Source organism: Cognatiyoonia koreensis (assembly GCF_900109295.1).
In the GTDB taxonomy this organism is placed as follows: domain Bacteria; phylum Pseudomonadota; class Alphaproteobacteria; order Rhodobacterales; family Rhodobacteraceae; genus Cognatiyoonia; species Cognatiyoonia koreensis.
Genome location: NZ_FOIZ01000001.1, coordinates 426,244 through 452,005 on the forward strand (window position 1 = coordinate 426,244; position 25,762 = coordinate 452,005).

Below are 25,762 nucleotides of genomic sequence, written 5' to 3' on the forward strand. Positions count from 1 at the left end.
TTGCAGGCGCTAATGGCCAAACGTCACCGTGATATTGCCGACGGCATATCTGCGATCCCCGCCAAGGGCCCACAAAAGATCACCACCCAGCGTGGGCGAGGTTTCGACCATGAGCTGGGCATCCGACGCATCGGCTGGCAGCGGGAACTTCTTGCTGCCGATCACCAGAACCGTCGCATCATCGGGGACGACCACCTGAACAAAGGGGGCTTTCGCATTGTAAAGGGTCGTACCCTGAAACGTCATGCCGCTTGCGTTCTCGAACGTGATTTCAAGTCCGCTCGCGCCAATCTGGCCACCGGTTATCTGCGGCGTGATGGTCAGCACGCGCCCGGTTGCTTCGATCAGGATCGGCTTGATCTCTTGCACCTGCGCATAGGCGGGCGTGGCAAACAGGGTCAGCGCGGTGGTGCGGATGTCCTCGTCCTGCCGCTCGGCCGCGCCAGAAACGATGTTCGTCACGATGCCGGGTGCGGCGATACCGGCGATGATCGCCGCTTTGACCTCGCGCGCACCAAAGCCAAGGGCGATGCCCCCGCCCAGAAAGGCAAAAAGGCCCATTGCAAGATACGCGCCAAAGACGGGCATCGGCGCATCTGGATTGGTTGAATAGACGCTGGCAAGTTTGGCAATCGACGGGCACATGCCCCCGAACGCGCCACAGGCCAGAATTGCTCTGTAAGTCATATCGGCCACCTTGAAATTAAGTTTTGCTAATGCGCAAACGGTGACACGAAGGTGACGTTTAGGGAAAGTGGGGGAATCCTGACCGTGATGATTGGCGGTGGGAGCGATGATCCGGCCTGCTCACATGGGCGCGAAAGCCGTCGCAGCGCACGTCGCAAAAGACGCGACCACATCCAGCGCAAACGACCAAACACGTTGCGAACCTTCAACGTCAGGCGTTTTTGACACCGATCATCTCGACAGGTGAAATACGATTTGCGGTCAGGTTCGCGACCATGTTGGGCACTTTTTCAGCGCTCGATTGCTGCATGAGCACATGCAGACCCAAGGGGGGCGGACCTTTGCCCGCGTCCGCTGCGGCTTTCATCTTGCGAAAGAACTCAAGGGCGAACGTGCGGCGATTGTTTTCTTTCACAACCGTGAACCCATTATTCTCGAAAGCTTCGCGATAATTCTCGGGCGCGGCCGGCCAGCTTGTCTCGGCCGTGGTGGCCCAGGGAACAGGATAAAGCAGGTCTTCGTCATTGGTCTTCATGATGTCATAGACTCCGAACCGCGCGCCGGGTTTCAGCACGCGCGACACCTCGGCAAACAAGGCCATCTTGTCCTGAATATTCATACCGACGTGCATCATGTATGCGCTGTCGAATTCCGCCGCCGCAAACGGAAGCGCAAGCGCGCTGCCTTCATGAAGCGTCACTTGATCGGCCAGACCAACCCAAGCGCAAAGCGCCTGACCCGTCGTGACGTACTCTGGTGTGAGATCAATCCCGACAAGTTGCGCGCCATAGGTTTTGGCGCCAAATCGTGCAGCACCGCCAAGGCCGCAGCCGACATCAAGCACCAACTGCGAAGGCGTGATCTCAAGCTGGTCCAGAAAATGCGCGCTCGCCACCCGCCCGCCGATGTGGAATTCGTCGACAGGCCCAAGGTCGGCGATACTGGCTTTTTCGGGTGCGATCCCCTGCGCCTCTAAGCCCGCCCGAATGGCGGCCAGCAGGTGTCCGTGTCCGTAATGGGTCGAAATTTTCTCGGCATAATCCATGGGCTCATCTTTCCCGATCTGCGGCTGGGCAGATCGTATCAAAGGCATGACGCCTGATCGTTGAACACTGGGCGCTTTGTCGTCATGACGCAAGGAAGCTGCGGATTGATCCGGAAGCGCGCCGGACGCTGGGCGGTCTTGCCCGATCCGGTTGTGAGGGACATCGGCCAACCTCTCGGATTTTCGACGCCGGCGCGGCTGATCAGCTGCGGCTGAATACTGCCACAAAACACCCCATTGACACCCCTGCAAACCCCTTACATATCAGGTCCATGACAGACCTATCGCACATCCGCAATTTCTCCATCGTCGCGCATATCGACCACGGGAAATCGACCCTCGCCGACCGGCTCATCCAAGAGACGAAGACCGTCGCCGACAGGGATATGAAGGCCCAGATGCTCGACTCGATGGATATCGAGCGTGAACGCGGCATCACGATCAAGGCCAACACGGTGCGGATCAACTACACCGCGCTGAACGGCGAGGACTACGTCCTCAACCTGATCGACACGCCCGGCCACGTCGATTTCGCCTACGAAGTCTCCCGCTCCATGCGCGCGGTCGAAGGCTCGTTGCTGGTGGTGGACAGCACCCAAGGGGTCGAGGCGCAGACGCTTGCGAACGTCTATCACGCGCTGGACGCGGACCACGAAATCGTGCCTGTGCTCAACAAGATCGACCTGCCGGCCTCCGAATGTGACCGGGTGGCGACGCAGATTGAAGACGTGATCGGGCTGGATGCGTCCGAAGCGATCCGGGTCTCGGCCAAAACGGGCGTCGGGATCGTCGAAACACTTGAAGCGATCGTGCACAAGCTACCGGCCCCCAAGGGCGACCGCGATGCACCGCTCAAGGCGATGCTGGTGGATTCCTGGTATGACAGCTACCTCGGCGTGGTTGTGCTGGTGCGGGTGATCGACGGGGAAATGCGGCTCAAGGACCGGGTCAAGTTCATGTCGAACGGGACAGTGCACCAGATCGATCGACTTGGCGTCTTCCGGCCGCAAATGACCAATATCGACGTGCTGGGGCCGGGGGAAATCGGGTTCATCACGGCGTCGATCAAACAGGTGCGCGACACGCGGGTGGGTGACACGATCACCACGGAAAAGAAGGGGTCGGAAACGGCGCTGCCCGGCTTCAAACCCTCGCAACCGGTGGTGTTCTGCGGGCTGTTCCCGGTGGATTCCTCGCAGTTCGAAGACCTGCGGGACGCGATTGAAAAGCTTGCGCTGAACGATGCGTCCTTCTCTTATGAAATGGAAACCTCTGCCGCGCTGGGCTTCGGGTTTCGCTGCGGCTTCCTCGGGCTATTGCACCTTGAAGTCATCCGCGACCGGATCGAGCGTGAATATGACATCGAGTTGATCACCACAGCGCCCAGCGTTGTCTATCACGTCTACATGCGCGACGGCGAAATGATCGAGCTGCACAACCCGGCGGACATGCCGGACCTGACGCATGTGGACCACCTGGAAGAGCCGCGGATCAAGGCAACGATCCTTGTGCCTGACGAATACCTCGGCGACGTGCTCAAGCTGTGTCAGGACCGGCGCGGCGTGCAGCTTGACCTGACCTATGCGGGGTCACGGGCGATGGTGGTCTACGACCTGCCGCTGAACGAAGTGGTGTTTGATTTCTACGACCGGCTGAAATCCGTGACCAAGGGCTATGCGTCCTTTGACTACCAGCTGACGGGTTACCAAACCGATAACCTCGTGAAAATGTCGGTACTGGTGAACGACGAACCGGTGGACGCGCTGTCGATGATGGTGCACCGGGACCGCGCCGAAATGCGCGGCCGCGCGATGGTTGAAAAGCTCAAGGACCTGATCCCGCGCCACATGTTCAAAATCCCGATCCAGGCGGCCATCGGCGGCAAAGTCATCGCCCGCGAAACGCTCTCCGCGCTGCGCAAAGACGTGACGGCCAAGTGCTACGGCGGAGACGCCACGCGCAAACGCAAGCTGCTGGATAAGCAGAAGGCGGGGAAAAAGAAGATGCGGCAGTTCGGAAAAGTGGATATTCCTCAGGAAGCGTTCATATCAGCGCTTAAGATGGACAGCTAAGATACCCCAAATGCCTAAGTAAGCCTGCCATTCGGCGGGCTTTTTTATTTGAATCAAGGGGTTATCGAGGGTGGAGCAGTGGATTGCGATGTATAAAGTTCCACTTTAATCAACCTTCGTACATTATGCATATTTGTAGTTGATCGTTCATCCGTACGTGAACGAAAAAATATCACATAAAATCAAGTTGTTAATAAGCAAATCATGAGTTGTAGTAGTTAATAATTTGCGTTGTACGGTGAGGGTAATGGAAAAAACTCCTAAATTACTTGATTGATAGGTGATGCTCACGTATACAGTTTCGCGTTAAAGCTTGGAGCAAGATGCATGGAAAATTCAGTAAAAATAAGCCTGAAGATTGGCGACTTGGATGTGAGTTGTGAGGCGAGCGAAGAGTTTGTCAGTAAGCAGCTATCTATACTAATTAATGACATAATAGACTTGGAGATACCAAATCTAGTACCAGCTAGTGCTGCGGGGTCCTCAAGCGCGCAGGTTGATGGCTTGCCTGCTTCAAGCCCACCCGTACCGTCTAAACTCTCGACCACTGACTTTGCGGTCAAGATGGGTGTCAAGAGCGGGTCAGATCTAGTTATGGCTGCGGCTGCATACTTACATCATACAGCGGGTAGTGAAGAGTTTCGTCGTCAAGACATTTTGAATCAGATGAAGAGTGCAAAGGCGTTCTATAAAACTAGCTACGGAAGTAACCTTAGTAAGTCATTGGAAATGCTTATAAAGTCTGGGCGTCTTGCAAACCCCTCATCCGAAACATTTGCCCTTCCATACTCTGAGATTACTTATATGCAAAAGCTCTTGTGAGGCAGATGTACTGCTGATATAAGTAAGGCGGCCCTCATTGGGCCGCCTTAGTAACCACCTGATCCGGGTCTGGAAAACATTGGACAGGTCAACACTCAAAAGAGAGCGGTAAGGGCCGTTAAGCCTATGGTTAGAAGAGACATTTGAAGTCCCGCCGGTTGACATCGAATTCGATGGTGCTCCGGCGGGCAAACTCTAACACTTTTGTTTTTTTTGCACAATGGAGATTGGAAATGCCCAAGAAGCAGTCCTCACCAAAAACCTCAACTTTGGCCGCAAAAGTCTTATCTGGAGCAAAAAAGCCAACGCTTGCTGATTCTAAGAAGCTCGCTGCGTCGGTTTTGAGCCAAGACGAGAAAAAGGGTCAATAAACACAAGGCGCTGCCAAATCAAAGATCTGGCAGCGCCCGGACCTTCCCCATCGGGAGGGCGCTTCTTCCACCGCCCCAATCCAGCAAACCCTCACACACGTGGCGACGCCCCGCACCAAACACCCGCTCCCCAAGGTCCGTGCGCGCCGCTGCTTCACACCGCAGCCCGCACCCGCCACGCCCCGGACTTGATCCGGCGTCTCCCTCTCAACCCGCACCGCACACCACCCCCAGAGGTCCCGCATCACGTCCGGGACGCGGTCGCAAAGACACCGGGCCCCCGCCACGCCCTCACTCCCCATTTGCATCGAACCCCAGCCGCATCCGCCGCACCTCGTTGATCCTGTCCTGCAGGTCGATCTCGTGTGACATCGCGATCTGCATGATCTCGTCCGTCATCACCTCTGTGACGACACCGCCCGGTTCCTCGCCCAGGATGTCGGTCAGTTTGGCCAGCATGAAGCTGCGCAGCACGTTGTTCACCGTCGCCTGATACCCCGGACCCAGCTTGCGAAAGAACTTGGCCACGTCCGTATCGATCCGCAGCGTCAGCCGCGTCTTTTCGGGGATCGGCGTTGTGGAAATCTCGCGCCATTCGGCGGGCAGGTATTTGCGCGCCATTTCGGGATTGAGAAAATCCAGCGTCATGTCCTGCAGCACGGCGAACAGCTTGTCATAGCGCTTTTGTTCCATGGCGGTCAGTTTCATGGGTGTCATGGGGGCCTCCGATCTGGTTTCGGGGGCAGTGTCGTGCTAAATTCTTGGCAATCCGTCAGCGCATCGCGCGGTGCATGTGTGGTGTACGCCCTGTGCACGCAGATCACAGGGGCTGATTGACCCAAATCAAGGTGCGCAGGCGCGGGCAGCCCTAGTCTTGTGTCACCCAAGTGGAGACCCGCATAATGACACCGCACCACGCCAAAACCGTCCTGATTGCCCGCCGCAAAGAGCTGCTGGCCGACCTGCAGGATATCGAACACGACCTTGACGAACCCATGCCCAAGGATTGGGAAGATCGCGCCAGCGAACGGCAGGGCGACGAGGTGCTGGAGGCGTTGGGCGAGAGCGATCTGCAGGAACTGCGCGGCATCGAGGCAGCGCTGCACCGCATCGCGGACGGCACATATGGTGTGTGCGTGACCTGTGGCGACGAGATATCGGATGCCCGGCTTGCCGTGTTGCCCGCGACGCCGTTCTGCAAGACCTGTGCAGCGAACCACTAGGGCGGGCGTTCGCCGTGTGTGGGGGCGGCGTTAAAGCCGTTCGACCGTTTCGGCGGCGATGGTGATATCGCGCCCGACGCCCTTGACCGTCTCGCACGCGGTCAGGGTTGTGATCGCCGTAATCAGGAGTAGTATACGCATTGTGCCTGTGCCCTTGTTTTTCGGGCGATTGTGCATGTTTCGGCCCATCCGGACAACCGGACTGCGCCGAAATTCGCCTTTTTTCGCCGACCCTGCGACAGAAAGTTTACGCAAGGCCGTTTAATCTGCATCGACACTGATGGAGGTTGTCATGACGTACTATCTACCACACGCATTTCTGGTGCTGGCTGGCGGGCTTTGCTTGCTGGCGTTTCTGAACTCGGCGGTTTTCTAGGCCAGAAAGGTTTCAACCGCCGTCGCGAATTCGCGTGGCTTTTCGGCATGCAGCCAATGGCCTGCACCTGGTATCTTTGCAAACTTCGCATCGGGAAACAGCATCTTGATCTGGTCCCTGTGGTCGGCCTGCACGTAGTCGGAATTGCCGCCCGACAGAAACAGCGTCGGGTCGTCGAACTGCCCTGACACGTCGGGAAAACCGATGATCTTGTCCATGTCGGCCGCCAGAACATCAAGGTTCAGCCGCCAGCGTTTTTCCTTCAGATCAAGGCTTTGCAGCAGAAAGTCGTCCACCCCCGGTTCCAGACCGGACAGCTGCGCCTTGGCGTCAGTGCGGGACGCTACCCTCGCCAGATCGACCTGTCGCATGGCGTTGATCGGCCCCATCTGGCTGTGCGGATAGGTGACGGGCGCGATGTCCGCGACGATCAGCCGGTTCACAAGGTCGGGCTGTGTAATCGCCAGCACCATCGCGGCCTTTCCGCCCATCGAATGCCCCAGCACGTCCGCAGGTCCGTCAAGGAGCGCTGCCAGATCGCCGGCCATATCGGGATAGCTGTTCGTTGCCTCCCAGCCGGAAAACCCGTGGTTGCGCATGTCCACGGTGATCACCCGCCGTGTCTCTGAGAACCGTTTCGCCAGAACGCCCCAGTTGCGTGCCGACCCGAAAAGCCCGTGCACGATCAGCAAAGGCGGTCCGGGCGCATCCCCGAAAGTGACAGTGTTCAGCATGCATCGCCCTTTTGCGAAGTTGACTTGTGCGCAACCTTAGGCGTTGAGCCGGGCAAGGGCCAGTTGTAGAGCGGCCTTATGTCCGGGGACCTGATCACAAAAGTTGCAGACGAGATGCGTACGCTGTTCGAACAACGCCTGCGTATCAAGGGGCGATCGTTGGAGCAGCAGGTTCACAAGGCTGGCCGTGCCTTGCCTAGGAAAGTACGCAGTGATGCACGATCCGTCGTCGATGCGCTTGCCGTGCAGGGCAATCCGAAACTTGCGCGGATGGTCGATGAGAAACGTATCGCGCAATCGGGGCGCAATGTTGTCGCGTACTTGAAGACCATCGACCCCCAGGATCGGTTGAAAGGGCAGGTGCTGAGCTGGCTTGGGGCTGTCTCGGCCTTTGGCATTATCCTGTTTGTAGTTCTGGTGTGGGTTGCTGTGAAACGGGGTCTTGTCTAAGCGCGGTCCGAAAGACCAATGTTACCGTTGCAAAGCTGACGTAAAGCAACAGGTACCACGACCCCATCTTCGCGATGTTCACCATTTCCAGCATGTTCTGGCCTGCATAGATCCAGGTGCCCGTTGACGTGCCGATGTTTTCGGCAATCCAGAGACAGACAGAAGACAGGAATGCGGCCAGCGGCAGGGGCATCCAGTACCAGTTTTCTCCGATGCGGAACCAGATTTTCGTGCGGGCATAAAGCACCAGCGTCAGCACAAACAGGACATAGCGTGTATCAAAGATGAAATGATGCGCGAAGAAATTGACATAGATCGCAACGGCCAGTGCGATATGTGCCCAAAAGGGTGGAAAGGGCGCGAAGGTCATATCGAAAAGGCGGATCACCCGCGCCATGAATGATCCGACAGCGGCATACATGAACCCGGAAAACAACGGCACGCCCATGACTTTCAGGATGCCCGGTTCAGGATAGGCCCATGATCCTGCGTTGACCTTGAAAAGTTCCATCGCGGTTCCGGTCACGTGAAACAGCAGGATGACTTTCGCTTCGTCCCAGGTTTCCAGCTTGAAGAACAGCATCCCGATCTGGATGCTGATCGCGATTATGACAAGCGCGTCATAGCGGGCAAGCGGCCAATCCTGCTGCCAGATCGCCTTGGTACCAATGATTGCGATCAGCAGCAGGATGGCGAAAAGACAGGCCCAAGCCTGCTTGAGGATGAACATTACCAACTCTGCCAAGGGGACGGGGAGATGGCGGCGGGTGATGTCGCCAAGATGGCGTTCAAGGGCTTGGGTCTGTCTCATGCCCGTTTTTTTAGCGGGCAGGCCGTGCAGCACAGGTGCGATGCTTGTGCAGGGAATGTGCAGCGCGTTCACGCTGCACACAGGTGCGGTCAGTTGTTGCGCCAGTCCAGTTGCAACAGGCCACCATCAAACGGTGCCATCGCATAGACGAAAGGCCGGTCCGCCTGCGCTGGTTGCGGGAAGACCCCAAGCAGTTCGATCAACGTGAAATTCACGCGTGCGTTGGCCGGGAAATTGGCGCAGCTTTGTCCACCGGGCTGGGTCGCCATCGGGTTGATGCCCGGCGAATCGTGGGCAAGGGTGACAGGTGTCGTTCCGTTGTTGCGAAAGCAAAGACGTGACAGTCCGGCACGGCCCACGCCGGGTTGGAACGATTGTGCAAAACGTCCGACATTCTGACCTGCGCGTGTGAAATTCACCGTCTGCGCAAAGCGATCGGTATTGCCGCTATTTCCGCCGCCGCCGGGCGGGGGATCGCTGACGCTGACTTCGATGCAGGCCGCAAGCGACAGCGCCGCGCAAACGGTTGCGATGGATTGGATGGGTTTGAACATCGGGTCTTCTCCATAGATTGTCTGGAGTGACCCTAGCGACACCGTTCTGCATCCGGGCGGTGCCGTATCAAATACGACAGACCGCCCGGCGCTGAACGTTATCTAGGTATAAAGCCGCGGTGCCCCAAGGTTGTCGTGTATTTCATTTGCCGTCTGCGGCTGGATGTTCAGCCCTTGGGCCAGCGCGTGCAGATACTGTGCCTCTGCCTGATTGTCGGGCGTGATGGAATTGACGGCCATGGTGTAAACCTGCGTTTCCAGCCCCTGCGGCGTGTCGGACGCCAGTGCCGCCGGATCGACGGGGTCTTGTAGCATCTGCTGCACGACGGCGACGTTTTCCGGATCGGACTGACGGATCACCGCCATCAACTGTTCTTTTTCGCCCGCGTCGATGTCGCCGTCTGCACGTGCAGCCTGTGTCATCGCGCGCAGCATGAGTTGGGCGACTTCATCCTCGTCCGGTTCTTGTGCCGGGTTGTCCTGATTGATCAGTGATTCCAGCCCACCTGCGTTTCCGCCACGTGCAGCACCCAGACCGCCAAGCAGGCCGCCAAGGCCCGCAAGACTGCCAGCACCACCACCGCTGCCACCCGTCAGCTGGCCAAGCAGGCCACCTTTGCCACCGCCAAGCGATCCAAGCATGTCACCGATCCCGCCGCCTTGGCCACCGGACCCGCCGCCCGTCAGACCTTGCATCACTTTGCCGATGCCGCCGCGTTCCTGCACCGCATCCATTCCCTTGGCCATCGCAAAGCCGATTGCCAGTTTCGTGACAGTATTCATCAGTGACATGTTTTTCCTCCCTACAAGTGTCGCAGCATCATGGGTGCATTGCCCAAGTGCGTCTAGGGGAAGGGCAATTTGTCAGCCAAGTTTGGCCAGCCCACGTCCGCTTGCGCTCAGGCTGGCTTGCGCGCGACCGTGAACATGCGCGGGGCAAGGCCGGTTTGCACGATGTCTTCGACGATCTCGAATCCAGCACCACCCAACAGGTCGCGCAGTTCCTGTTCGGACAGCCGCCGCACAAAGGGGGCTTTCCCGACCGCCTGCATCAACGGGATCAGCGGGCGCAGGAACCATGCCCCGTCTTTCAGTAGGCCGGTCTTGGCGATGAACAACCCGCCTGCCGGAAGGGCGGCATATATCTTGTCCACCACGGCTTCGAGGTCTGGCAACAGGTGTAACAGGTTCAGCGCAAGGATCGCATCAAAGTCACCGGCAGGGATTTCGTTTGCCGGGCCAACTGCAAAGTTCAGATCGGCGGGCATGTCATCCGTCAGCTTGCCCCTGGCAATCTGGATCATGCCGCTGGAGACGTCGGTGCCCAGATACGTCCTTACGCCCGGGGCCAGTTCCAACGCGGTCGATCCCGTGCCGCAGCCCAGTTCCAGGACACTGTGGTCCGGTTGCAGGTAGTGTCGCATCCGCCCGAGCGTTGCGGCATAGGCCGCGGGATCGCTGATCGGGTCTTTGGCGTATTTCGGTGCGGCGCGGTCCCAGAAAGCTGTGTCAGACATCATGGTCTCCTTTGCTGTTACCCTTACCATATCCATGCATGAAGATTCGCGGAATTGCCAAAATTTGCCTGTCTGTTATGCATATATGCATGAATTGGTCGGGGCTCTCTTTTGATTGGAACCAGGCCCGCGCGTTCCTTGTGACGGCGGAAACCGGGTCGTTTTCCGCTGCTGCCCGTGCCTTGCACATGACGCAGCCGACGCTGGGGCGTCAGGTGGCCGGATTGGAGCAAGCCCTTGATATCGTGTTGTTTGAACGCATTGGGCGCAAGCTGGAACTGACACCGGCGGGCCGGGAAATGCTGGAGCATGTGCGCGCAATGGGTGACGGCGCGATGAAGGCAAGCCTGACCGCGTCGGGCCGTGCACAATCGGTTACCGGCGATGTCTGTGTATCGGTGACGGATATTTTCGCGATCTACACCATGCCTGCCATCGTGGCCGAACTGCGCCGGATAGCCCCGCAGGTGCGGATTCGCGTGCTGGCATCAAACGCACTGTCTGACTTGCAGCGGCGGGAAGCCGATATCGCCGTGCGCCACGTCGCCCCGACACAGCCCGATCTGATCGCGCGCAAGGTGCGTGAAAGCACCGGGCACCTTTACGCTAGTCGGTCCTACCTGACAAAGTTCGGTCCCATCCGCACGCCTGACGACGTCAGAACCGCCGATTTCATCGGCATCGGGACCGAAGACGAAATGCTACGTTTCATGCAGGAATGGGGGCTGCCGATCACCGCTGATAACATTCGCGCAGTTGGTGACAGCGGCGGGGCCGGTTGGGAAATGGCGCGGCAGGGGTTGGGGCTGGTCCCCATGTCGGTGGATCTGGCGCGCTATTATCCGGATATGGAAATGGTGCTGCCTGACCTGCCGCATGTGCCGGTGCCGTACTGGCTGACAGTCCACCGCGAATTGCACAGCTCCAAACGGATCAGGCTGGTGTTTGATCACTTGGTTGCGGTGCTGGGGCGCAAGGAACTGCCGGGACCGGGCATGTAAAAACCCGCCGGACTGCGGCGGGTTTTCGTAGTGTTCTGACTTTATTGCAGTCTTTAGAGATTAGGATAGATCGGGAAGCGGTCGCAAAGCGCTTCGACCTCTGCGCGCACCTTTGCCTCGACCTCGCTATTACCGTCTGCGCCATTCGCGGCCAGCCCGTCGACAACCTCGACGATCCAGTCGGCAATCTGGCGGAATTCGGTTTCCGTAAAGCCGCGCGTCGTCCCGGCAGGCGACCCAAGCCGGATGCCCGATGTCACCATCGGCTTTTCCGGATCGAACGGGATGCCGTTCTTGTTGCAGGTGATATGCGCGCGCTCAAGCGCTGCTTCGGTGATGTTGCCGGTCACGGACTTGGGACGCAGATCGACCAGCATCAGGTGGCTGTCGGTGCCGCCCGACACGATATCCAGACCGCCCTTCATCAACTGATCGGCCAGCGCCTGCGCGTTCTTGACGACCTGCTGCTGGTAGGCCTTGAATTCGGGGCGCAGGGCCTCGCCAAAGGCGACAGCCTTGCCGGCGATCACGTGCATCAGCGGACCACCCTGAATGCCGGGGAAGATGGCAGAGTTGAACTTTTTCGCCAGCGCTTCGTCATTGGTCAGGATCATGCCGCCGCGCGGGCCGCGCAGGGTCTTGTGCGTGGTGGTTGTGGCCACGTGGGCGTGCGGGAAAGGCGAGGGGTAGATGCCCGCCGCGACCAGCCCGGCAAAGTGGGCCATGTCGACCAGCAGGTAGGCCCCGACGGAATCCGCAATCTCGCGCATGCGCTTGAAATCGATGATCCGCGGAATGGCAGACCCGCCCGCGATGATCAGCTTGGGCTGGTGTTCGGTGGCCAGTTCCTGCACCTGATCGTAATCCAGCAGGCTGTCCTGCTTGCGCACACCATACTGGATCGCGTTGTAAATCTTGCCTGACTGGTTCGGTTTGGCACCATGGGTCAGGTGACCGCCCGCATCCAGCGACATGCCCAGAATGGTGTCGCCGGGCTGGATCAGGGCTTGAAACACGCCCTGGTTTGCCTGACTGCCGGAATTGGGCTGCACGTTTGCAAAATCACAGCCGAACAATTCTTTCGCACGGTCAATGGCAAGGTTTTCGGCGACATCGACATGCTGGCAACCGCCATAGTAACGACGGCCCGGGTAACCTTCGGCGTACTTGTTCGTCATCACGCCGCCCTGTGCTTCCATCACGGCGGCAGAGACAATGTTTTCAGACGCGATCAATTCGATCTCTTTGCGCTGGCGCTTCAGTTCGTCCTGCATCGCGGCGAACAGGGCCGGATCGCGGGTTTCAAGCGTTTCTGTAAAGAAACCGTCGTCGCGGAAGGTCGCATTCATGGGGGCAGTCCTTTCGGGGTGGCAGCATGATTTGCGCCCTCATATCCCATGTTTGCGGCGTCAAAAAGCATCAAAACGACCAACAAGATGATGAAGGCGATGCAGAGGTTTCGTATCGGTCACTTGCGTTTCGGGTCCGATCCCCGCACAACTTATTGGAACAAAAGGAAGAGCACTGATGCCACGCCCCAGGATCGCCTTTGTGGCAAGCCCTGTTCCGATCGCCCAGACCGCCTGCGAGACATTGTCGCGTGCGCATGGCAACGTCGTCCCCGAAAAGGCCGACGTGATCGTGGCTTTGGGTGGTGACGGCTTCATGCTGGAAACCCTTCACGCCATGCAGGACATTGATGTGCCGGTTTACGGGATGAACCGCGGCACGGTCGGTTTTCTGATGAACGCCTATTCAGAAGATGATCTACCCGACCGCCTTGATGCGGCCGAAGAAGAAATCATCAACCCGTTGACGATGACGGCATTGTCCGTGGATGGGCAAAGCCATACCGGTCTGGCCATCAACGAGGTGTCCTTGCTGCGTGCCGGGCCGCAGGCGGCAAAGCTGCGCATCACAATCGACGGCAAGGTGCGGATGGATGAGCTTGTCTGTGACGGTGCACTGGTCGCCACACCGGCGGGGTCCACGGCCTATAACTATTCAGCCCACGGTCCGATCTTGCCCATCGGCTCTGACGTGCTGGCGCTGACTGCGATGTCGGCGTTTCGGCCCCGGCGCTGGCGCGGGGCCTTGCTGCCCAAGAATGCGGTCGTGCGCATCGACGTACTTGACCCCGACAAACGCCCCGTCATGGCCGACGCTGACGGCAATTCCGTGCGCAATGTCGTGAACGTTGAAATCCGATCTGAACCCGATGTGTCACACCGCATCCTCTTCGATCCCGGTCACGGGCTGGAAGAACGGCTTATTCGGGAACAGTTTGCGTAACGACGGTCGGCTTCTTGTTGGCCAGCCGAACAAACACGGCAAGCACCTCGTCAACACCTGCGTTTTCGACCCGACCGGCCGCGACATCCTCGCGTGACCACATCCAGCTTTGTACCGGATCATCGCGCATCGCCCATGCCGGGAACAGACGGAACTGAACAGGCCGCCGCACCAGTTCTATGATGTTGGCGTGACGGTCATCTTGCTTGATCCGCTCATAAAGCGAGGTCACGGTGTCCTGCGGTCCCTCGATCAGTTGCAGGTAAAGATCGTTGCGACAGATCAACGCCCCGGTCAGATCGTGCTTGGCATTGAACGCACGCGCCTGCACCAGAATGCACGACAGTATTGCGGCATCAAACCCGAGTGGACGCGAGGCATAGACGAGTTGGATCATATGGTCCTGCTCAGCTTGTGAGGTGTCCAGACCCCAGAAAACGCGGGACAAAACTACTGTGCTGCACTTGCGCGCGCCTGTCTAGTCTTGCGTCACGGTGATGGATCGGATTGCTACCTCTGCTGCGTGATCCCGGCCATATGCGACAAGACCGATACTGACGATGTCCGTGGGCGCAAGCGTCGCGGTTAGCCCGCGACCTTTCGCCGAGAAGTCCGCCCAGGTCAGGGCCACGTCTGTCCAGCCCTCGCTGGTGGGGAATTGCGCTTGATAGAACTGCCATGGTCGCCGCGTGTCGCGTGTGCGCAGGTGGACGAAATAGGGGCCGTTCCTGCCGCGCACCGTCATCTCCAATCCCGTGCTGTTGGCGGGCAGGGCGGTCACAAGATCGCGGCGCAGCTGGATGAAACCGCCGTTGTTGGCGGTGCTGACATCGCCTGCCAGTAGCGCAAAGCGCGCGCCATCTTCCTGGCCGATCACCGCACCGCCATCGGACACGCCGCCCATGACGCGGTCTGACAGGTATTGCCAACGGCGTTCGGCACCATCCGAGAAGTCTTCAAGAAGCATGTTCGCCTCGGCTGTCGTTGCAAGAAGGAAAGGGATGATCCAGCGCAAGCCGCATGCCTTCGGTGACGCGTTACGTCGATTACTTGGCATAGCCCATCGGCTTTAGCGCCGCGCGAATTTCATCAAGGATGGCCGGATCGTCAATCGTTGCAGGCATCTTGAAGTCTTCGCTGCCCGCAATCTTGACCATCGTCGCCCGGAGAATCTTGCCAGACCGTGTCTTGGGCAGACGGTCCACGACGGCAACCAGCTTGAACGCAGCCACAGGGCCGATCTTGTCGCGCACCAGCTTGATAATCTCTGCCTTGATCTGGTCTTCGGGGATTGTGCACCCATTGTTGAGGCAGACAAAGCCCATGGGCAGTTGACCTTTCAATTCGTCCGCTACACCGATCACCGCGCATTCACCAACCTCGGGGTGGCTGGCCAGAATTTCTTCCATCGCGCCGGTCGACAGGCGGTGTCCGGCGACGTTGATGACGTCATCAGTGCGCGCCATGATGTAAAGATAGCCGTCCTCGTCGATGATCCCCGCATCGCCGGTTTCATAATAACCCGGAAAGGTGGTCAGGTAGGATTTCACGAACCGGTCTTCTGCGTTCCAAAGTGTCGGAAGCGTGCCGGGGGGCAGGGGCAGCTTGACCGCAATCGCGCCAAGTTCGCCTGCTGGCATCGGATTGCCGCCTTCGTCCAGAATCTGCACGTCATAGCCGGGCATCGCCACGGTGGGTGAGCCGATCTTGACCGGCAGCGCTTCGATTCCGGCAGGGTTGCCGGCGATGGTATAGCCCGTTTCGGTCTGCCACCAGTGATCGTAAACCGGCACGCCCATGATCTTTTGCGCCCATTCAATCGTGTCCGGATCGGCGCGTTCACCGGCAAGGTACAGTGCGCGCAGGCAAGAAATGTCATAGTTCTTGATCATCTCGCCCTTTGGGTCTTCGCGTTTGATGGCGCGAAAGGCGGTCGGGGCGGTAAAGAAACTGCGCACGTTGTGTTCTTCGATCACGCGCCAGAAAGTGCCGGCGTCCGGTGTGCCGATGGGTTTGCCTTCGAACACGACTGTGGTGTTGCCGTGGATCAGCGGGGCATAGCAGATATAGCTGTGCCCGACGACCCAACCCACGTCAGAGGCGGCCCAGAACACATCACCTGGATCAACGTTGTAGATGTTCTTCATCGTCCAGTTGAGCGCCACAAGATGGCCCGCGGTCGGACGCACGACGCCTTTGGGCGCACCCGTGGTGCCGGAGGTGTAAAGGATATAGGCCGGATGGTCGCCTTTCACGGGCACACATTCGGCAGGTGCCACATCCTTTTGCACGGCGTGCCAGTCGAAATCGCGCCCTGCGATCAGGTCGGCGGTTTCCTGTTCGCGTTGGAAGATGATGCAGAACTCGGGCTTGTGCTTGGCCTGTTCGATCGCGCCGTCCAGCAGGGGTTTGTATTTGACGATGCGCCCCGGTTCGACACCGCATGATCCCGCGATGATCGCCTTGGGTGTGGCGTCGTCGATGCGAACGGCCAGTTCGGACGCGGCAAACCCCCCGAAGACGACCGAATGGATCGCCCCAAGGCGCGCACAGGCCAGCATCGCTTCGAGCGCTTCAGGCACCATCGGCATGTAGATGATGACGCGGTCGCCCTTTGCGACGCCCTTCGCGCGCAGCGCACCGGCAAGCGATGCGACACGGGTCTGCAGTTCAGCATAGGTAATCTTGGATTTCGTATCAGTGATGGGGCTGTCATAGATGATCGCAGTCTGATCGCCGCGTCCGTTTTCAACATGGCGGTCCACGGCGTTGTAGCAGGTGTTCACCTCTGCGTCGGTGAACCAGCGGTACAGCGGTGCCTTGCTGTCATCGAGGGCCTTCTTGGGTGGCGTCACCCAGTCGATGGCCTGTGCCTGATCCATCCAGAACCCTTCAGGGTCGTTTTGCCAAGTCTGGTAAACGTCTTTGTAGCCCATGATCGTCCTCCCCATGATCTGGCGCCATGTCTAGGGGCGCTTGCCTGACCGGGCAAGACGGGGGGTCGCGCGGGTCGCCCGCAGGAGTCAAAAAATTTTCAGTCGCCGCTTTGCCGCAGCCACCACCAGCCGCGCACACCCGACAGGACAAACAGGGTGCAGACCCCCATGAATAGCAGCATCATCAGTAGCAAAAGCAGGCTGGGCAGATAGAGCAACCCAAGCCATAACACCGCGCCAGCCGACCAAAGTGACCATGCAAACGATCCGATCACGAACAGGGCGGCCAAAGGGGCGAGCCCCGCGACATGGCTGCGCAAAGCGAACCCGAAGACAATCAGCACCACGCCGATGCCAAGCTGTGTCAGCATGGTTGCGGGGTCTGAAAACGTCAGGCCTGAAAACGCTGTCGCAAGGCCAAACAAAAAGACGGGCAAGCCTGCCATGCGCACCGCCTGACGCGCGGTTTGCGCTGTTTCGATCCGCGGCCAGACAGTGATCCGATCGCCCATGGACACCTATCCGTAGTGCGCCACGGGTGTTCCGGCGAGCGCGGACATATTCAGCAGACCGCGCGCCGTGATCGAAGGCGTGACGATATGCGCGCGGTTACCCATGCCCATCAGGATCGGTCCGACCTCAAGCGCGTCGCCTTTCATTTTCAGAATGTTGCGTACACCGGATGCAGCGTCGGCATTGGCCATCACAAGGCAATTCGCGGTGCCTTCCATATGCGCCGCCGGGAACACCCGCGCCCGCAATTCAGGGTCAAGTGCGCTGTCGATATGCATTTCGCCTTCGTAATCGAAATCACGCGGGACGCTGTCTAGCAGCTCCATCGCGGCCCGCATGGTGCGGCCGGACTGGCTATCCAGATTGCCGAACTGGCTGTGTGAACACAGTGCGATATTGGGTTTGAGACCAAAGCGGCGGATGTGACGCGCGGCCCCGATCACGGTTTCGGCGATCTGCTGCGGCGTGGGTTCGGCGTGCACCTGCGTGTCCGCGATGAACAACGGCCCGTCTTCGAGGATCAGCATCGACAGGGCGGCGATCGGTTTGTTGCCAGCCTGCCCAAGCACCTGACTGATGTAATTGAGGTGCCAGAGATACTGCCCGAATGTGCCGCATATCAGGCTGTCAGCTTCGCCGCGGTGCACCATGACGGCACCAATCGCGGTCGTATTCGTGCGCATGATCGCCTTGGCCAGATCGGGGGTGACACCCTTGCGGGCCATCACGTCGTGATACGTGCCCCAGTAATCACGGTATCGCGGATCGTTCTCGGGGTTCACCACCTCGAAATCAATGCCGGGGCGGATTTTCAGACCAGCGCGTTCGCAGCGCCGCTCGATCACTTCGGGGCGGCCGATCAGGATCGGCATGTCGGTCGTTTCCTCGATGATTGCCTGGGAAGAGCGCAGCACGCGTTCGTCCTCGCCCTCGGCAAAGACGATCTTGCGCTCGGCTGACCGTGCGGCTTCGAACACGGGGCGCATGAGCAGGGCGGATTTGAAGACCGATCCGTCAAGATTTGCTTTGTAGGCCTTCATGTCCGTGATCGGGCGCGTGGCCACACCGGTTTCGCAGGCCGCGCGGGCGACCGCACTTGCGACGACACCGATCAGGCGCGGATCAAAGGGTTTCGGGATCAGATAGTCGGGACCAAATGTCAGTTGTTCGCCGCGATAGGCAGCGGCGGCTTCGGCGCTGGTCGTCTTGCGGGCAAGTTCGGCGATGCCTTCGACACAGGCGATTTTCATCGCGTCGTTGATTTCGGTTGCCCCGACATCCAGCGCGCCGCGAAAGATGAAGGGAAAGCACAGGACGTTGTTCACCTGATTGGGAAAATCGCTGCGGCCCGTGGCGATGATCGCCTTTGGGTTGGCCGCGCGGGCGGCGGCGGGGTCGATTTCTGGCTTCGGATTGGCGAGGGCAAAGATGACCGGCGCATCGGCCATTTTTTTGACCATGTCCGGCGTCAGCACGCCCGGACCGGACAGGCCAAGGAACAGGTCGGCCCCTGCGATCACATCGTCAAGTGTCGCAGGCTTTGTCCCTTGTGCGTATTCCGCCTTTTGCGGGGACATTTCAGTCTCGCGGCCATTGTATACAAGGCCGTCTATGTCGCAAAGCCAGACGTTTTCGCGTTTGACCCCCAGTTTCAGCAGCATGTTCAGACAGGCGATGCCGGCAGCACCGCCGCCGGTAGAGACGATCTTGATATCCTCGAAAGACTTGCCAGCCACGCGCAAGGCGTTCGTTGCGGCCGCCCCGACAACGATGGCGGTCCCGTGCTGGTCGTCATGAAAGACGGGGATGTTCATCCGTTCGCGACACAGTTTCTCGACGATGAAACAATCGGGGGCCTTGATGTCTTCAAGGTTGATTGCGCCGAATGTCGGTTCCAGCGCGCAGACGATATCGGCCAGTCGTTCGGGGTCGGGTTCGTTCAGCTCGATATCGAAGCAGTCGATGTTCGCGAATTTCTTGAACAGAACGGCCTTGCCTTCCATGACGGGCTTTGACGCCAGACCCCCGATATTGCCAAGGCCAAGGACGGCCGTGCCGTTCGTGACGACTGCCACCAGATTACCGCGGGCGGTGTAATCGCGGGCTGTGTCCGGGTTGGCCTTGATTTCAAGGCAGGCTTCGGCGACGCCGGGGGAATAGGCCCGCGCTAGATCACGCCCGTTGGCAAGCGGCTTGGTTGCGCGGATCTCAAGCTTTCCGGGCTTTGGATAGCGGTGATAATGCAACGCGGCGTCGCGCAGATCCTTGTCATCCGACGTGTCCATGACGTTCCTCCCCGAACAGATAGTTTAACGTTAAACTATTATGTTTCCGCTGCGGAAACATGGTTTGCGTGTAGCGTGCTTTTCGTGATCTTGCAAATTCTCCATGCGGATAGCAGGGTGATCTTCATGAATGATGAACCCCTGACCAAGGCCGAGGTCGTCCTGCCGACATCAGACCTGCGCGCTGACCTGCCATTCTTTGGCAAGACACTGAAAATGCGTATGGATATGATCTATCCTGCTGACGATCCGTCGGTCGCTGTCTTCTCGGGGCATGGGCTGCGGGTGCGACTGGAACAGGGCGACGGAATCCCCGGTCATCTGCGTTTGCTGACCGATGAACCGATGGAGCAGACCGACATGCAAGCCCCCGGCGGCACCCGTGTCACTGTCCATCCGCTGCACCCGCCGCTGGAATTGCCGACGACGGAACACGCCTTTGTCGTGCGCCGCCTTGCCGATCAGGCCCCTTGGGTCATCGGGCGCGCCGGAATGCACTACCGCGACCTGATTCCGTCGCGCCTTGGCGGGTCGATCATCGCGTCGCATATTCGCATTCCCGACGGCGGGCCGGTGCCGGACATGGTTCATTTCCACCGTGTCGGTTTTCAGCTGATCTTTTGCTATCGCGGCTGGGTTGACGTTGTTTACGAGGATCAAGGCCCGCCGATCCGGCTGACGACAGGCGATTGCTTTATTCAGCCGCCCGAAATTCGGCATCGCGTGCTCGAAGCGTCAGATGGAATCGAGGTGATCGAAATCGGCGTCCCGGCAGAACATATCACCGAGATTGACCATGACATGACGCTGCCCACGCCAGATCTGCGCCCCGACCGTGAATGGCAAGGTCAGCGGTTCGTGTTCAATGAGGGCGCAAAGGTGCCATGGGAAACGGCGCGGCTGCCGGGCTTTATCGCACGCGATACGACGATCGCTACGAACACACAGGATGTCGCCGGTGTGATGGTGCTCCGTCGCGGCAAAGGTGCGCCGCAATGGTCAACGCATGACGCGGATATTCATTTCACGTTCGTGATGGAAGGCGGCATGACGCTGGAGGGCGAGGGCAAAGACCCTTACCGGCTAGAACCCGGCGATGCCTTTGTCATCCCGCCGGGCCTGCGTACGCGCTACAGCGACCCGACGGATGATCTTGAACTGCTTGAGGTTACGTTGCCGGGCAATCCGGCGACGCAACAGGGTTAAGGATCAATCAGAAAGCCGTTCAATTTCGGCATCAGCCTCGGCTTGCGTGAGATTTTCCCTGAACTGCTCGTCACTCGCTTCGCAAAGTGCGCGCAGCTTGTCGGCCTGAAGGGATGTCATCGGTTCGACAGCAGAACCTTCATCCAGCCGCGCAGTTTCGGGGGCAATGGCTTTGGTTTTCGGCGAGATCATTTTGCATTCTCCTTTGGCTTCATAGGAACAACTGACAAGCGGGCCGAGAGTTCCCGCAATGGGTTGCATCCGGCGCGACAAGCCGCCACTCTCCTCCAAAGACCCGGAGCCTGCCCATGTCCCTTATTGATGCTGCCCGCGAGGTGCGTGAAAACGCCCACGCCCCTTATTCCAATTTCAAGGTCGGTGCCGCGATCCGTGCGGCCTCTGGTGCCGTATTTCAGGGCTGCAACGTGGAAAACGTGGCCTATCCCGAAGGCACCTGCGCTGAAGCCGGCGCCATCGCTGCAATGGTCGCCGCCGGAGAGCGCGAGATCGCCGAGGTTGCGGTCATCGCCGACAGCCCCAAGCCCGTCAGCCCTTGCGGCGGCTGCCGTCAGAAACTGGCCGAATTCGGCGCGCGCGACGTGCCTGTTACGCTGGCCACACTGGATGGCACTGTTCTGAAGACAACCGTTGGTGACCTGCTGCCAGGTGCCTTCGATCAAGCCTATATGTCCAAGGTCTGATCCTTGGACGCCCGCCACATCATCCGCAAGGCACGCGACGCCGAACCGCTCACACGTGAAGAATTGCTTTGGTTTACCAAAGGGTTGGCCGACGGCGGCGTCAGCGACGCGCAGGCCGGTGCCTTTGCAATGGCTGTCTGCCTGCATGGGTTGGGGCAGGAGGGGCGCGTTGCACTGACCGAAGGGATGCGCGACAGCGGCCATGTGCTGAAATGGGATCTGGACGGTCCCGTCCTTGATAAACACTCGACTGGCGGGGTCGGCGATTGCGTTTCACTGCTGCTGGCACCAATGCTGGCCGCCTGCGATGTCTACGTCCCGATGATTTCGGGGCGCGGGCTGGGGCACACGGGCGGAACGCTTGACAAGCTCGAAGCGATCCCGGGCCTGTCAACGACCGTCACCGACGCCCGCTTGCGCAAGATCACCAATGAGATCGGCTGCGCCATCGTCGGGGCGACCGGGTCGATCGCGCCTGCGGACAAACGGCTTTACGCCATTCGCGACGTCACGGCCACGGTGGAAAGTGTCGATCTGATTACCGCCTCCATCCTGGCCAAGAAACTGGCCGCCGGTCTGGGCGGGCTGATCCTTGACGTGAAGGTCGGCAGCGGGGCGTTCATGAAAACACCGGCTGAGGCGATGGAACTTGCCCGCTCGCTGGTGGACACGGCAAACGGGGCAGGCTGCCCGACCACGGCCGCGATCACCGACATGAGCCAGCCACTCGCACCCGCGCTGGGCAACGGACTGGAAGTCGCGATCTGCATGGAAGTGCTGAGCGGGAATGATACCGCTGCGCCGCGCCTGCGTGAACTGACCTTGCAACTGGGTGCATCGCTCATGGCGCTGTCGGGCGGGGAAGAGGCCGCACATCGGACCAAGCTTGAAACGGCGCTTTCGTCAGGTGAAGCGATGGAACGTTTTGCGCGCATGATCACCGCCCTCGGCGGCCCGCCCGATATGGCTGAAGACTGGCACACCCATCTGCCCAAAGCCCGCATCGTCGGCGACGTCGTCGCGCCGCGCGACGGGTACATTGCCGCGATGGATGGTGAGGCACTGGGGCTGGCTGTTGTCGACCTCGGCGGCGGGCGCAACGTCGAAAGCGACAAGCTGAACTATGCGGTCGGGTTCTCGGACGTGGTCAGCCTTGGCGAAAAGGTCAGCCGGGGCCAGCCGCTGGCGACGATCCATGCAGACAGCGAAGACGATGCCGTCATGGCCGCCAAGGCGCTGCAATCGGGGATCACCATCGGTGAGATGCCCGATCTGCCACCACTTATCCACGAAAGGGTCACCGCATGAGCCGGGCATTTCTGATTGTCATTGATAGTGTCGGGATCGGCGGCGCACCGGATGCGCACGAATACTTCAACGGACCAAAGCCGGACACCGGTGCAAACACGGTCGGCCATATCGCACAGGTCTGCGCGGACGGACATGCCGACATCGGGCGTAAGGGGCCGCTGCAAGTGCCGACGATGGACAAGTTGGGATTGGGCAAGGCGGTGCGTCTTGCATCGAACCTGTCCGCACCGGGTCTTTACGCTGTGCCGACCGGCGCATGGGGGGCCGCGACCGAAGTGTCGCGCGGCAAGGACACGCCATCGGGGCATTGGGAACTGGCGGGCGTGCCCGTGCCATGGGAATGGCACACCTTTCCCGACACCGACCCGGCCTTTCCCGAAGACCTGATTGTCGAGATTTGCGCAAAGGCAGGCACGGGCGGCACGCTGGGCAATCGCCATGCATCGGGAACCGACATCATCGAAGAGGAAGGCGCGCGCCATCTGAAAACTGGCTGGCCGATCTGTTATACCTCGGTGGACAGCGTGCTGCAGATTGCCGCGCATGAAACGCATTTCGGGCTGGAGCGCCTGTTGAAGCTTTGCGAGGACCTCGCCCCGACGCTGCACAAGATGAAGGTTGGGCGGGTCATCGCGCGGCCATTCACCGGCGAAAACGTATCGCAATTCAAGCGCACGGCGAACCGCAAGGATTTCGCGATGGACCCGCCCGCGCCGACGCTGTGTGATGATGTGCAGGCCGCCGGTCGCGAGGTGCACGCCATTGGCAAGATCGGCGACATCTTTTCGATGAAAGGAATCACCGATGTGCGCAAAGGGCGCGACCGTGAATTGATGGCTCACCTTGAAACGCTGGTGTCGGACGCCGCCGACGGGTCGCTGACCTTTGCCAATTTCGTCGAGTTTGACAGCGAATATGGCCACCGGCGCGATGTGGCGGGCTATGCGCGCCACCTTGAATGGTTCGATGCGGCGCTGGGCGATCTGCTGCCGCGCCTGCGCGACGGCGATCTGCTGATCGTGACAGCCGATCATGGCAATGATCCGTCCTGGTCGGGCACGGATCATACCCGCGAACGGGTGCCCGTGCTGGTCCATGGCATTGGCAAAAAGGAACTGGGGCATTGCGCCTTTGTCGATGTCGCAGCATCGGTCGCGCAACACCTTGGCATCAAGCATGCGGGCAAGGGGCGCAGCTTTCTATGAGCTACCGATCCATGCCCAAAGTGGAATTGCATCTGCACCACGAAGCTGCCGCGCCCCCGTCGTTCATTCGGGGTCTGGCAAAGGAAAAGAACATCGACATCAGTCGCATATTCGATGCGGACGGGAACTATGTCTATCGGGACTTCGACCATTTCCTGACGGTTTATGATGCCGCCTGCGAGCCGCTGAAAACGCCGGAAGACTTCCGGCGGCTGACACTCGCCGCGCTGGAAGAAACTGCAAGGCATGGTGTGATCTATTGCGAAACTTTCGTATCGCCTGATTTCTGCGGCGGTGGCGATCTTCTGGCATGGAGAGATTTCCTTGCCGCGATGAAAGACGCATCCGAAGAGGCAGAACGCAGCTTTGGCATCACCCATCGCACCGTTGTCACCTGCCTGCGCCACCTTGGGCCGGATCAGGCAAAGGTCACGGCGCGCTGCGCGGCAGAGACCGCGGGCGACTATCTGGTCGGTTTCGGGATGGCTGGCGCGGAAATGATGGGGCGGCCCAGCGATTTCGCCTACAGCTTTGACATGGCGCGCGAGGCCGGTCTGAAGTTGACCTGCCACGCAGGCGAATGGGGTGGGCCGGACATGGTCGCCGATACGATCCGCGATCTGAAGGTCGCGCGTATCGGACACGGGATCAACGCGATCAAGGATCCCGCGCTTGTTGAACGGCTTGCCGAGGACGGGGTCGTGCTTGAAGTCTGCCCCGGTTCCAACATTGTTTTGCAGGCCGTTACCGGTTGGGCGCAGCATCCGATTGCGCGGCTGCGCGACGCGGGCGTCAAGGTCACCGTCTCGACGGACGATCCGCCCTTTTTCCACACCACAATGACCCATGAATTCGACATGCTGAACAGGACGTTCGGCTGGGACGACGCCGATTTCAAAGCCCTGAACGAAACTGCCATCGACGCGGCATTCTGCGATGACGCCACGCGCCGAAGGATCAAGACAAGACTGGACACCGCATGACCGAGCATCTGACCCACGTCAAACACCCGCTGGTGCAGCACAAGCTGACGCTGATGCGCAAATCCGACACATCGACAGCGGTGTTCCGCCAGTTGCTGCGCGAAATCTCGATGCTGCTGGCTTATGAAGTCACGCGTGAACTGCCCATGACGACCGAACGCATCGACACCCCGCTTGAACCGATGGACGCGCCAGTGCTTGACGGCAAGAAACTGGCGCTCGTGTCGATCCTGCGGGCGGGCAACGGATTGCTGGACGGGATCCTCGAACTGATCCCCTCGGCCCGCGTCGGGTTTGTCGGGCTTTATCGTGACGAGGAAACGCTGAAGCCGGTCGAATACTACTTCAAAGTGCCCACCGAACTTGAGGACCGACTGGTCATTGCGGTCGATCCGATGCTCGCGACCGGAAACTCTTCTGTTGCGGCAATCGACAAACTGAAAGAGGCTGGTGCCAAGAATATCCGATTCTTATGTCTGCTGGCGGCACCCGAAGGTATCGCGCGGATGAAAGAGGCCCATCCGGATGTGCAGATCGTCACAGCTGCAGTGGATAGTCACTTGAACGACAATGGATATATTGTTCCCGGGCTAGGGGATGCGGGTGATCGCATGTTTGGCACAAAATAAGGGAACAATGCCTTTACAAAATAGGGACTGTCGTGCAA

The 25,762-nt window shown here is 59.4% G+C and carries 29 protein-coding genes; 12 read left to right on the top strand and 17 right to left on the bottom strand.

Annotated features, from left to right (window positions below; genetic code table 11):
* Positions 1-9: 9 nt before the first annotated feature.
* From BMY44_RS02055 to BMY44_RS18425, 3 genes are all read right to left on the bottom strand, one after another.
* Complete coding sequence (locus tag BMY44_RS02055) at positions 10-687, bottom strand: hypothetical protein (protein WP_089989664.1); 678 nt, start codon at positions 685-687, stop codon at positions 10-12.
* A gap of 211 nt (positions 688-898) precedes the next feature.
* Complete coding sequence (locus tag BMY44_RS02060; RefSeq protein ID WP_089994415.1) at positions 899-1,732, bottom strand: class I SAM-dependent methyltransferase; 834 nt, start codon at positions 1,730-1,732, stop codon at positions 899-901.
* Positions 1,733-1,770: 38 nt separating this feature from the next.
* Entirely contained in the window at positions 1,771-1,896 is a 126-nt protein-coding gene (locus tag BMY44_RS18425) for a hypothetical protein (protein WP_278246560.1), read from the bottom strand.
* 108 nt (positions 1,897-2,004) lie between these two features.
* Between BMY44_RS18425 and lepA the strand changes: the two genes are divergently transcribed.
* Together lepA and BMY44_RS02070 are read left to right on the top strand one after the other, a co-directional pair.
* Positions 2,005-3,804 (top strand): translation elongation factor 4, encoded by a 1,800-nt coding sequence (gene lepA / locus BMY44_RS02065; protein WP_089989667.1) that lies wholly within the window; start codon positions 2,005-2,007, stop codon positions 3,802-3,804.
* A 327-nt stretch (positions 3,805-4,131) separates the two neighbouring features.
* Positions 4,132-4,626, top strand: coding sequence for a hypothetical protein (locus BMY44_RS02070; protein ID WP_131801557.1), 495 nt, complete (start codon positions 4,132-4,134; stop codon positions 4,624-4,626).
* Positions 4,627-5,288: 662 nt separating this feature from the next.
* Here BMY44_RS02070 and BMY44_RS02080 read toward each other — a convergent pair.
* On the bottom strand, positions 5,289-5,714 hold the full coding sequence (locus BMY44_RS02080; RefSeq protein ID WP_089989675.1) for a BrnA antitoxin family protein: 426 nt from the start codon (positions 5,712-5,714) through the stop codon (positions 5,289-5,291).
* A gap of 185 nt (positions 5,715-5,899) precedes the next feature.
* Here BMY44_RS02080 and BMY44_RS02085 point away from each other — a divergent pair, with 185 nt between their 5' ends.
* A complete protein-coding gene (locus BMY44_RS02085; RefSeq protein WP_089989678.1) occupies positions 5,900-6,220 on the top strand; it encodes a TraR/DksA family transcriptional regulator in 321 nt (106 codons plus the stop codon).
* Positions 6,221-6,250: 30 nt separating this feature from the next.
* Here the strand turns inward: BMY44_RS02085 and BMY44_RS18035 are convergent, their stop codons facing one another.
* Positions 6,251-6,361 carry an entericidin, EcnA/B family gene (locus BMY44_RS18035; RefSeq protein WP_110521946.1) on the bottom strand — a complete coding sequence of 37 codons (111 nt, stop codon included), beginning with the start codon at positions 6,359-6,361 and terminating at the stop codon, positions 6,251-6,253.
* A 231-nt stretch (positions 6,362-6,592) separates the two neighbouring features.
* Entirely contained in the window at positions 6,593-7,330 is a 738-nt protein-coding gene (locus BMY44_RS02095) for an alpha/beta fold hydrolase (RefSeq protein WP_089989684.1), read from the bottom strand.
* 78 nt (positions 7,331-7,408) lie between these two features.
* On the opposite strand from BMY44_RS02095, the gene BMY44_RS02100 reads away from it, so the two are divergent.
* On the top strand, positions 7,409-7,780 hold the full coding sequence (locus BMY44_RS02100; RefSeq protein ID WP_089989687.1) for a hypothetical protein: 372 nt from the start codon (positions 7,409-7,411) through the stop codon (positions 7,778-7,780).
* Here the strand turns inward: BMY44_RS02100 and BMY44_RS02105 are convergent.
* From BMY44_RS02105 to BMY44_RS02120, 4 genes are all read right to left on the bottom strand, one after another.
* Complete coding sequence (locus BMY44_RS02105) at positions 7,728-8,591, bottom strand: DUF817 domain-containing protein (RefSeq protein WP_089994418.1); 864 nt, start codon at positions 8,589-8,591, stop codon at positions 7,728-7,730. The genes BMY44_RS02100 and BMY44_RS02105 overlap by 53 nt on opposite strands.
* A gap of 89 nt (positions 8,592-8,680) precedes the next feature.
* Entirely contained in the window at positions 8,681-9,145 is a 465-nt protein-coding gene (locus BMY44_RS02110) for a hypothetical protein (protein WP_089989690.1), read from the bottom strand.
* Between the two features lie 102 nt (positions 9,146-9,247).
* Positions 9,248-9,937 (bottom strand): DUF533 domain-containing protein, encoded by a 690-nt coding sequence (locus BMY44_RS02115; protein ID WP_089989691.1) that lies wholly within the window; start codon positions 9,935-9,937, stop codon positions 9,248-9,250.
* 107 nt (positions 9,938-10,044) lie between these two features.
* Positions 10,045-10,665 carry a class I SAM-dependent methyltransferase gene (locus BMY44_RS02120; protein WP_165611766.1) on the bottom strand — a complete coding sequence of 207 codons (621 nt, stop codon included), beginning with the start codon at positions 10,663-10,665 and terminating at the stop codon, positions 10,045-10,047.
* An 86-nt stretch (positions 10,666-10,751) separates the two neighbouring features.
* On the opposite strand from BMY44_RS02120, the gene BMY44_RS02125 reads away from it, so the two are divergent.
* Positions 10,752-11,663, top strand: a complete 912-nt coding sequence (locus BMY44_RS02125) for a LysR family transcriptional regulator (RefSeq protein WP_089989693.1) — start codon at positions 10,752-10,754, stop codon at positions 11,661-11,663.
* Positions 11,664-11,716: 53 nt separating this feature from the next.
* On the opposite strand, the gene glyA is transcribed toward BMY44_RS02125, so the two are convergent.
* The gene (glyA, locus tag BMY44_RS02130; protein WP_089989696.1) at positions 11,717-13,012 is read right to left on the bottom strand and encodes a serine hydroxymethyltransferase; all 1,296 of its coding nucleotides are present in this window, start codon (positions 13,010-13,012) and stop codon (positions 11,717-11,719) included.
* 178 nt (positions 13,013-13,190) lie between these two features.
* On the opposite strand from glyA, the gene BMY44_RS02135 reads away from it, so the two are divergent.
* Positions 13,191-13,955: an NAD kinase gene (locus BMY44_RS02135; RefSeq protein WP_089989699.1), complete on the top strand. Its 765-nt coding sequence runs from the start codon at positions 13,191-13,193 to the stop codon at positions 13,953-13,955.
* On the opposite strand, the gene BMY44_RS02140 is transcribed toward BMY44_RS02135, so the two are convergent.
* The 5 genes from BMY44_RS02140 to BMY44_RS02160 form a co-directional block, all read right to left on the bottom strand.
* The gene (locus BMY44_RS02140; RefSeq protein ID WP_089989701.1) at positions 13,933-14,352 is read right to left on the bottom strand and encodes a BLUF domain-containing protein; all 420 of its coding nucleotides are present in this window, start codon (positions 14,350-14,352) and stop codon (positions 13,933-13,935) included. The genes BMY44_RS02135 and BMY44_RS02140 overlap by 23 nt on opposite strands.
* An 81-nt stretch (positions 14,353-14,433) precedes the next feature.
* Positions 14,434-14,970, bottom strand: coding sequence for a CIA30 family protein (locus BMY44_RS02145; protein WP_165611767.1), 537 nt, complete (start codon positions 14,968-14,970; stop codon positions 14,434-14,436).
* Positions 14,971-15,001: 31 nt separating this feature from the next.
* A complete protein-coding gene (locus tag BMY44_RS02150; RefSeq protein ID WP_089989705.1) occupies positions 15,002-16,891 on the bottom strand; it encodes a propionyl-CoA synthetase in 1,890 nt (629 codons plus the stop codon).
* Between the two features lie 98 nt (positions 16,892-16,989).
* Positions 16,990-17,403: a hypothetical protein gene (locus BMY44_RS02155; RefSeq protein WP_089989706.1), complete on the bottom strand. Its 414-nt coding sequence runs from the start codon at positions 17,401-17,403 to the stop codon at positions 16,990-16,992.
* A 6-nt stretch (positions 17,404-17,409) separates the two neighbouring features.
* The gene (locus BMY44_RS02160) at positions 17,410-19,689 is read right to left on the bottom strand and encodes an NADP-dependent malic enzyme (protein WP_089989707.1); all 2,280 of its coding nucleotides are present in this window, start codon (positions 19,687-19,689) and stop codon (positions 17,410-17,412) included.
* A 126-nt stretch (positions 19,690-19,815) separates the two neighbouring features.
* Between BMY44_RS02160 and BMY44_RS02165 the strand changes: the two genes are divergently transcribed.
* Positions 19,816-20,895 (top strand): cupin domain-containing protein, encoded by a 1,080-nt coding sequence (locus BMY44_RS02165; RefSeq protein WP_089989709.1) that lies wholly within the window; start codon positions 19,816-19,818, stop codon positions 20,893-20,895.
* Between the two features lie 3 nt (positions 20,896-20,898).
* On the opposite strand, the gene BMY44_RS02170 is transcribed toward BMY44_RS02165, so the two are convergent.
* Complete coding sequence (locus tag BMY44_RS02170; protein ID WP_089989711.1) at positions 20,899-21,087, bottom strand: DUF3072 domain-containing protein; 189 nt, start codon at positions 21,085-21,087, stop codon at positions 20,899-20,901.
* A gap of 116 nt (positions 21,088-21,203) precedes the next feature.
* On the opposite strand from BMY44_RS02170, the gene BMY44_RS02175 reads away from it, so the two are divergent.
* Genes BMY44_RS02175 through upp form a run of 5 tightly spaced genes read left to right on the top strand, consistent with a single transcriptional unit; the run spans position 21,204 to position 25,724 of the window.
* Positions 21,204-21,596, top strand: coding sequence for a cytidine deaminase (locus BMY44_RS02175; protein WP_089989714.1), 393 nt, complete (start codon positions 21,204-21,206; stop codon positions 21,594-21,596).
* A 3-nt stretch (positions 21,597-21,599) separates the two neighbouring features.
* Positions 21,600-22,904 carry a thymidine phosphorylase gene (locus tag BMY44_RS02180; RefSeq protein ID WP_089989716.1) on the top strand — a complete coding sequence of 435 codons (1,305 nt, stop codon included), beginning with the start codon at positions 21,600-21,602 and terminating at the stop codon, positions 22,902-22,904.
* Positions 22,901-24,112: a phosphopentomutase gene (locus tag BMY44_RS02185; RefSeq protein ID WP_089989719.1), complete on the top strand. Its 1,212-nt coding sequence runs from the start codon at positions 22,901-22,903 to the stop codon at positions 24,110-24,112. The genes BMY44_RS02180 and BMY44_RS02185 overlap by 4 nt, the downstream gene beginning before the upstream one ends.
* Positions 24,109-25,095 carry an adenosine deaminase gene (locus tag BMY44_RS02190; RefSeq protein WP_089989722.1) on the top strand — a complete coding sequence of 329 codons (987 nt, stop codon included), beginning with the start codon at positions 24,109-24,111 and terminating at the stop codon, positions 25,093-25,095. The genes BMY44_RS02185 and BMY44_RS02190 overlap by 4 nt, the downstream gene beginning before the upstream one ends.
* A complete protein-coding gene (upp, locus tag BMY44_RS02195; protein ID WP_089989726.1) occupies positions 25,092-25,724 on the top strand; it encodes a uracil phosphoribosyltransferase in 633 nt (210 codons plus the stop codon). Before BMY44_RS02190 ends, upp begins: the two co-directional genes overlap by 4 nt.
* The last annotated feature ends 38 nt before the right edge of the window (positions 25,725-25,762 follow it).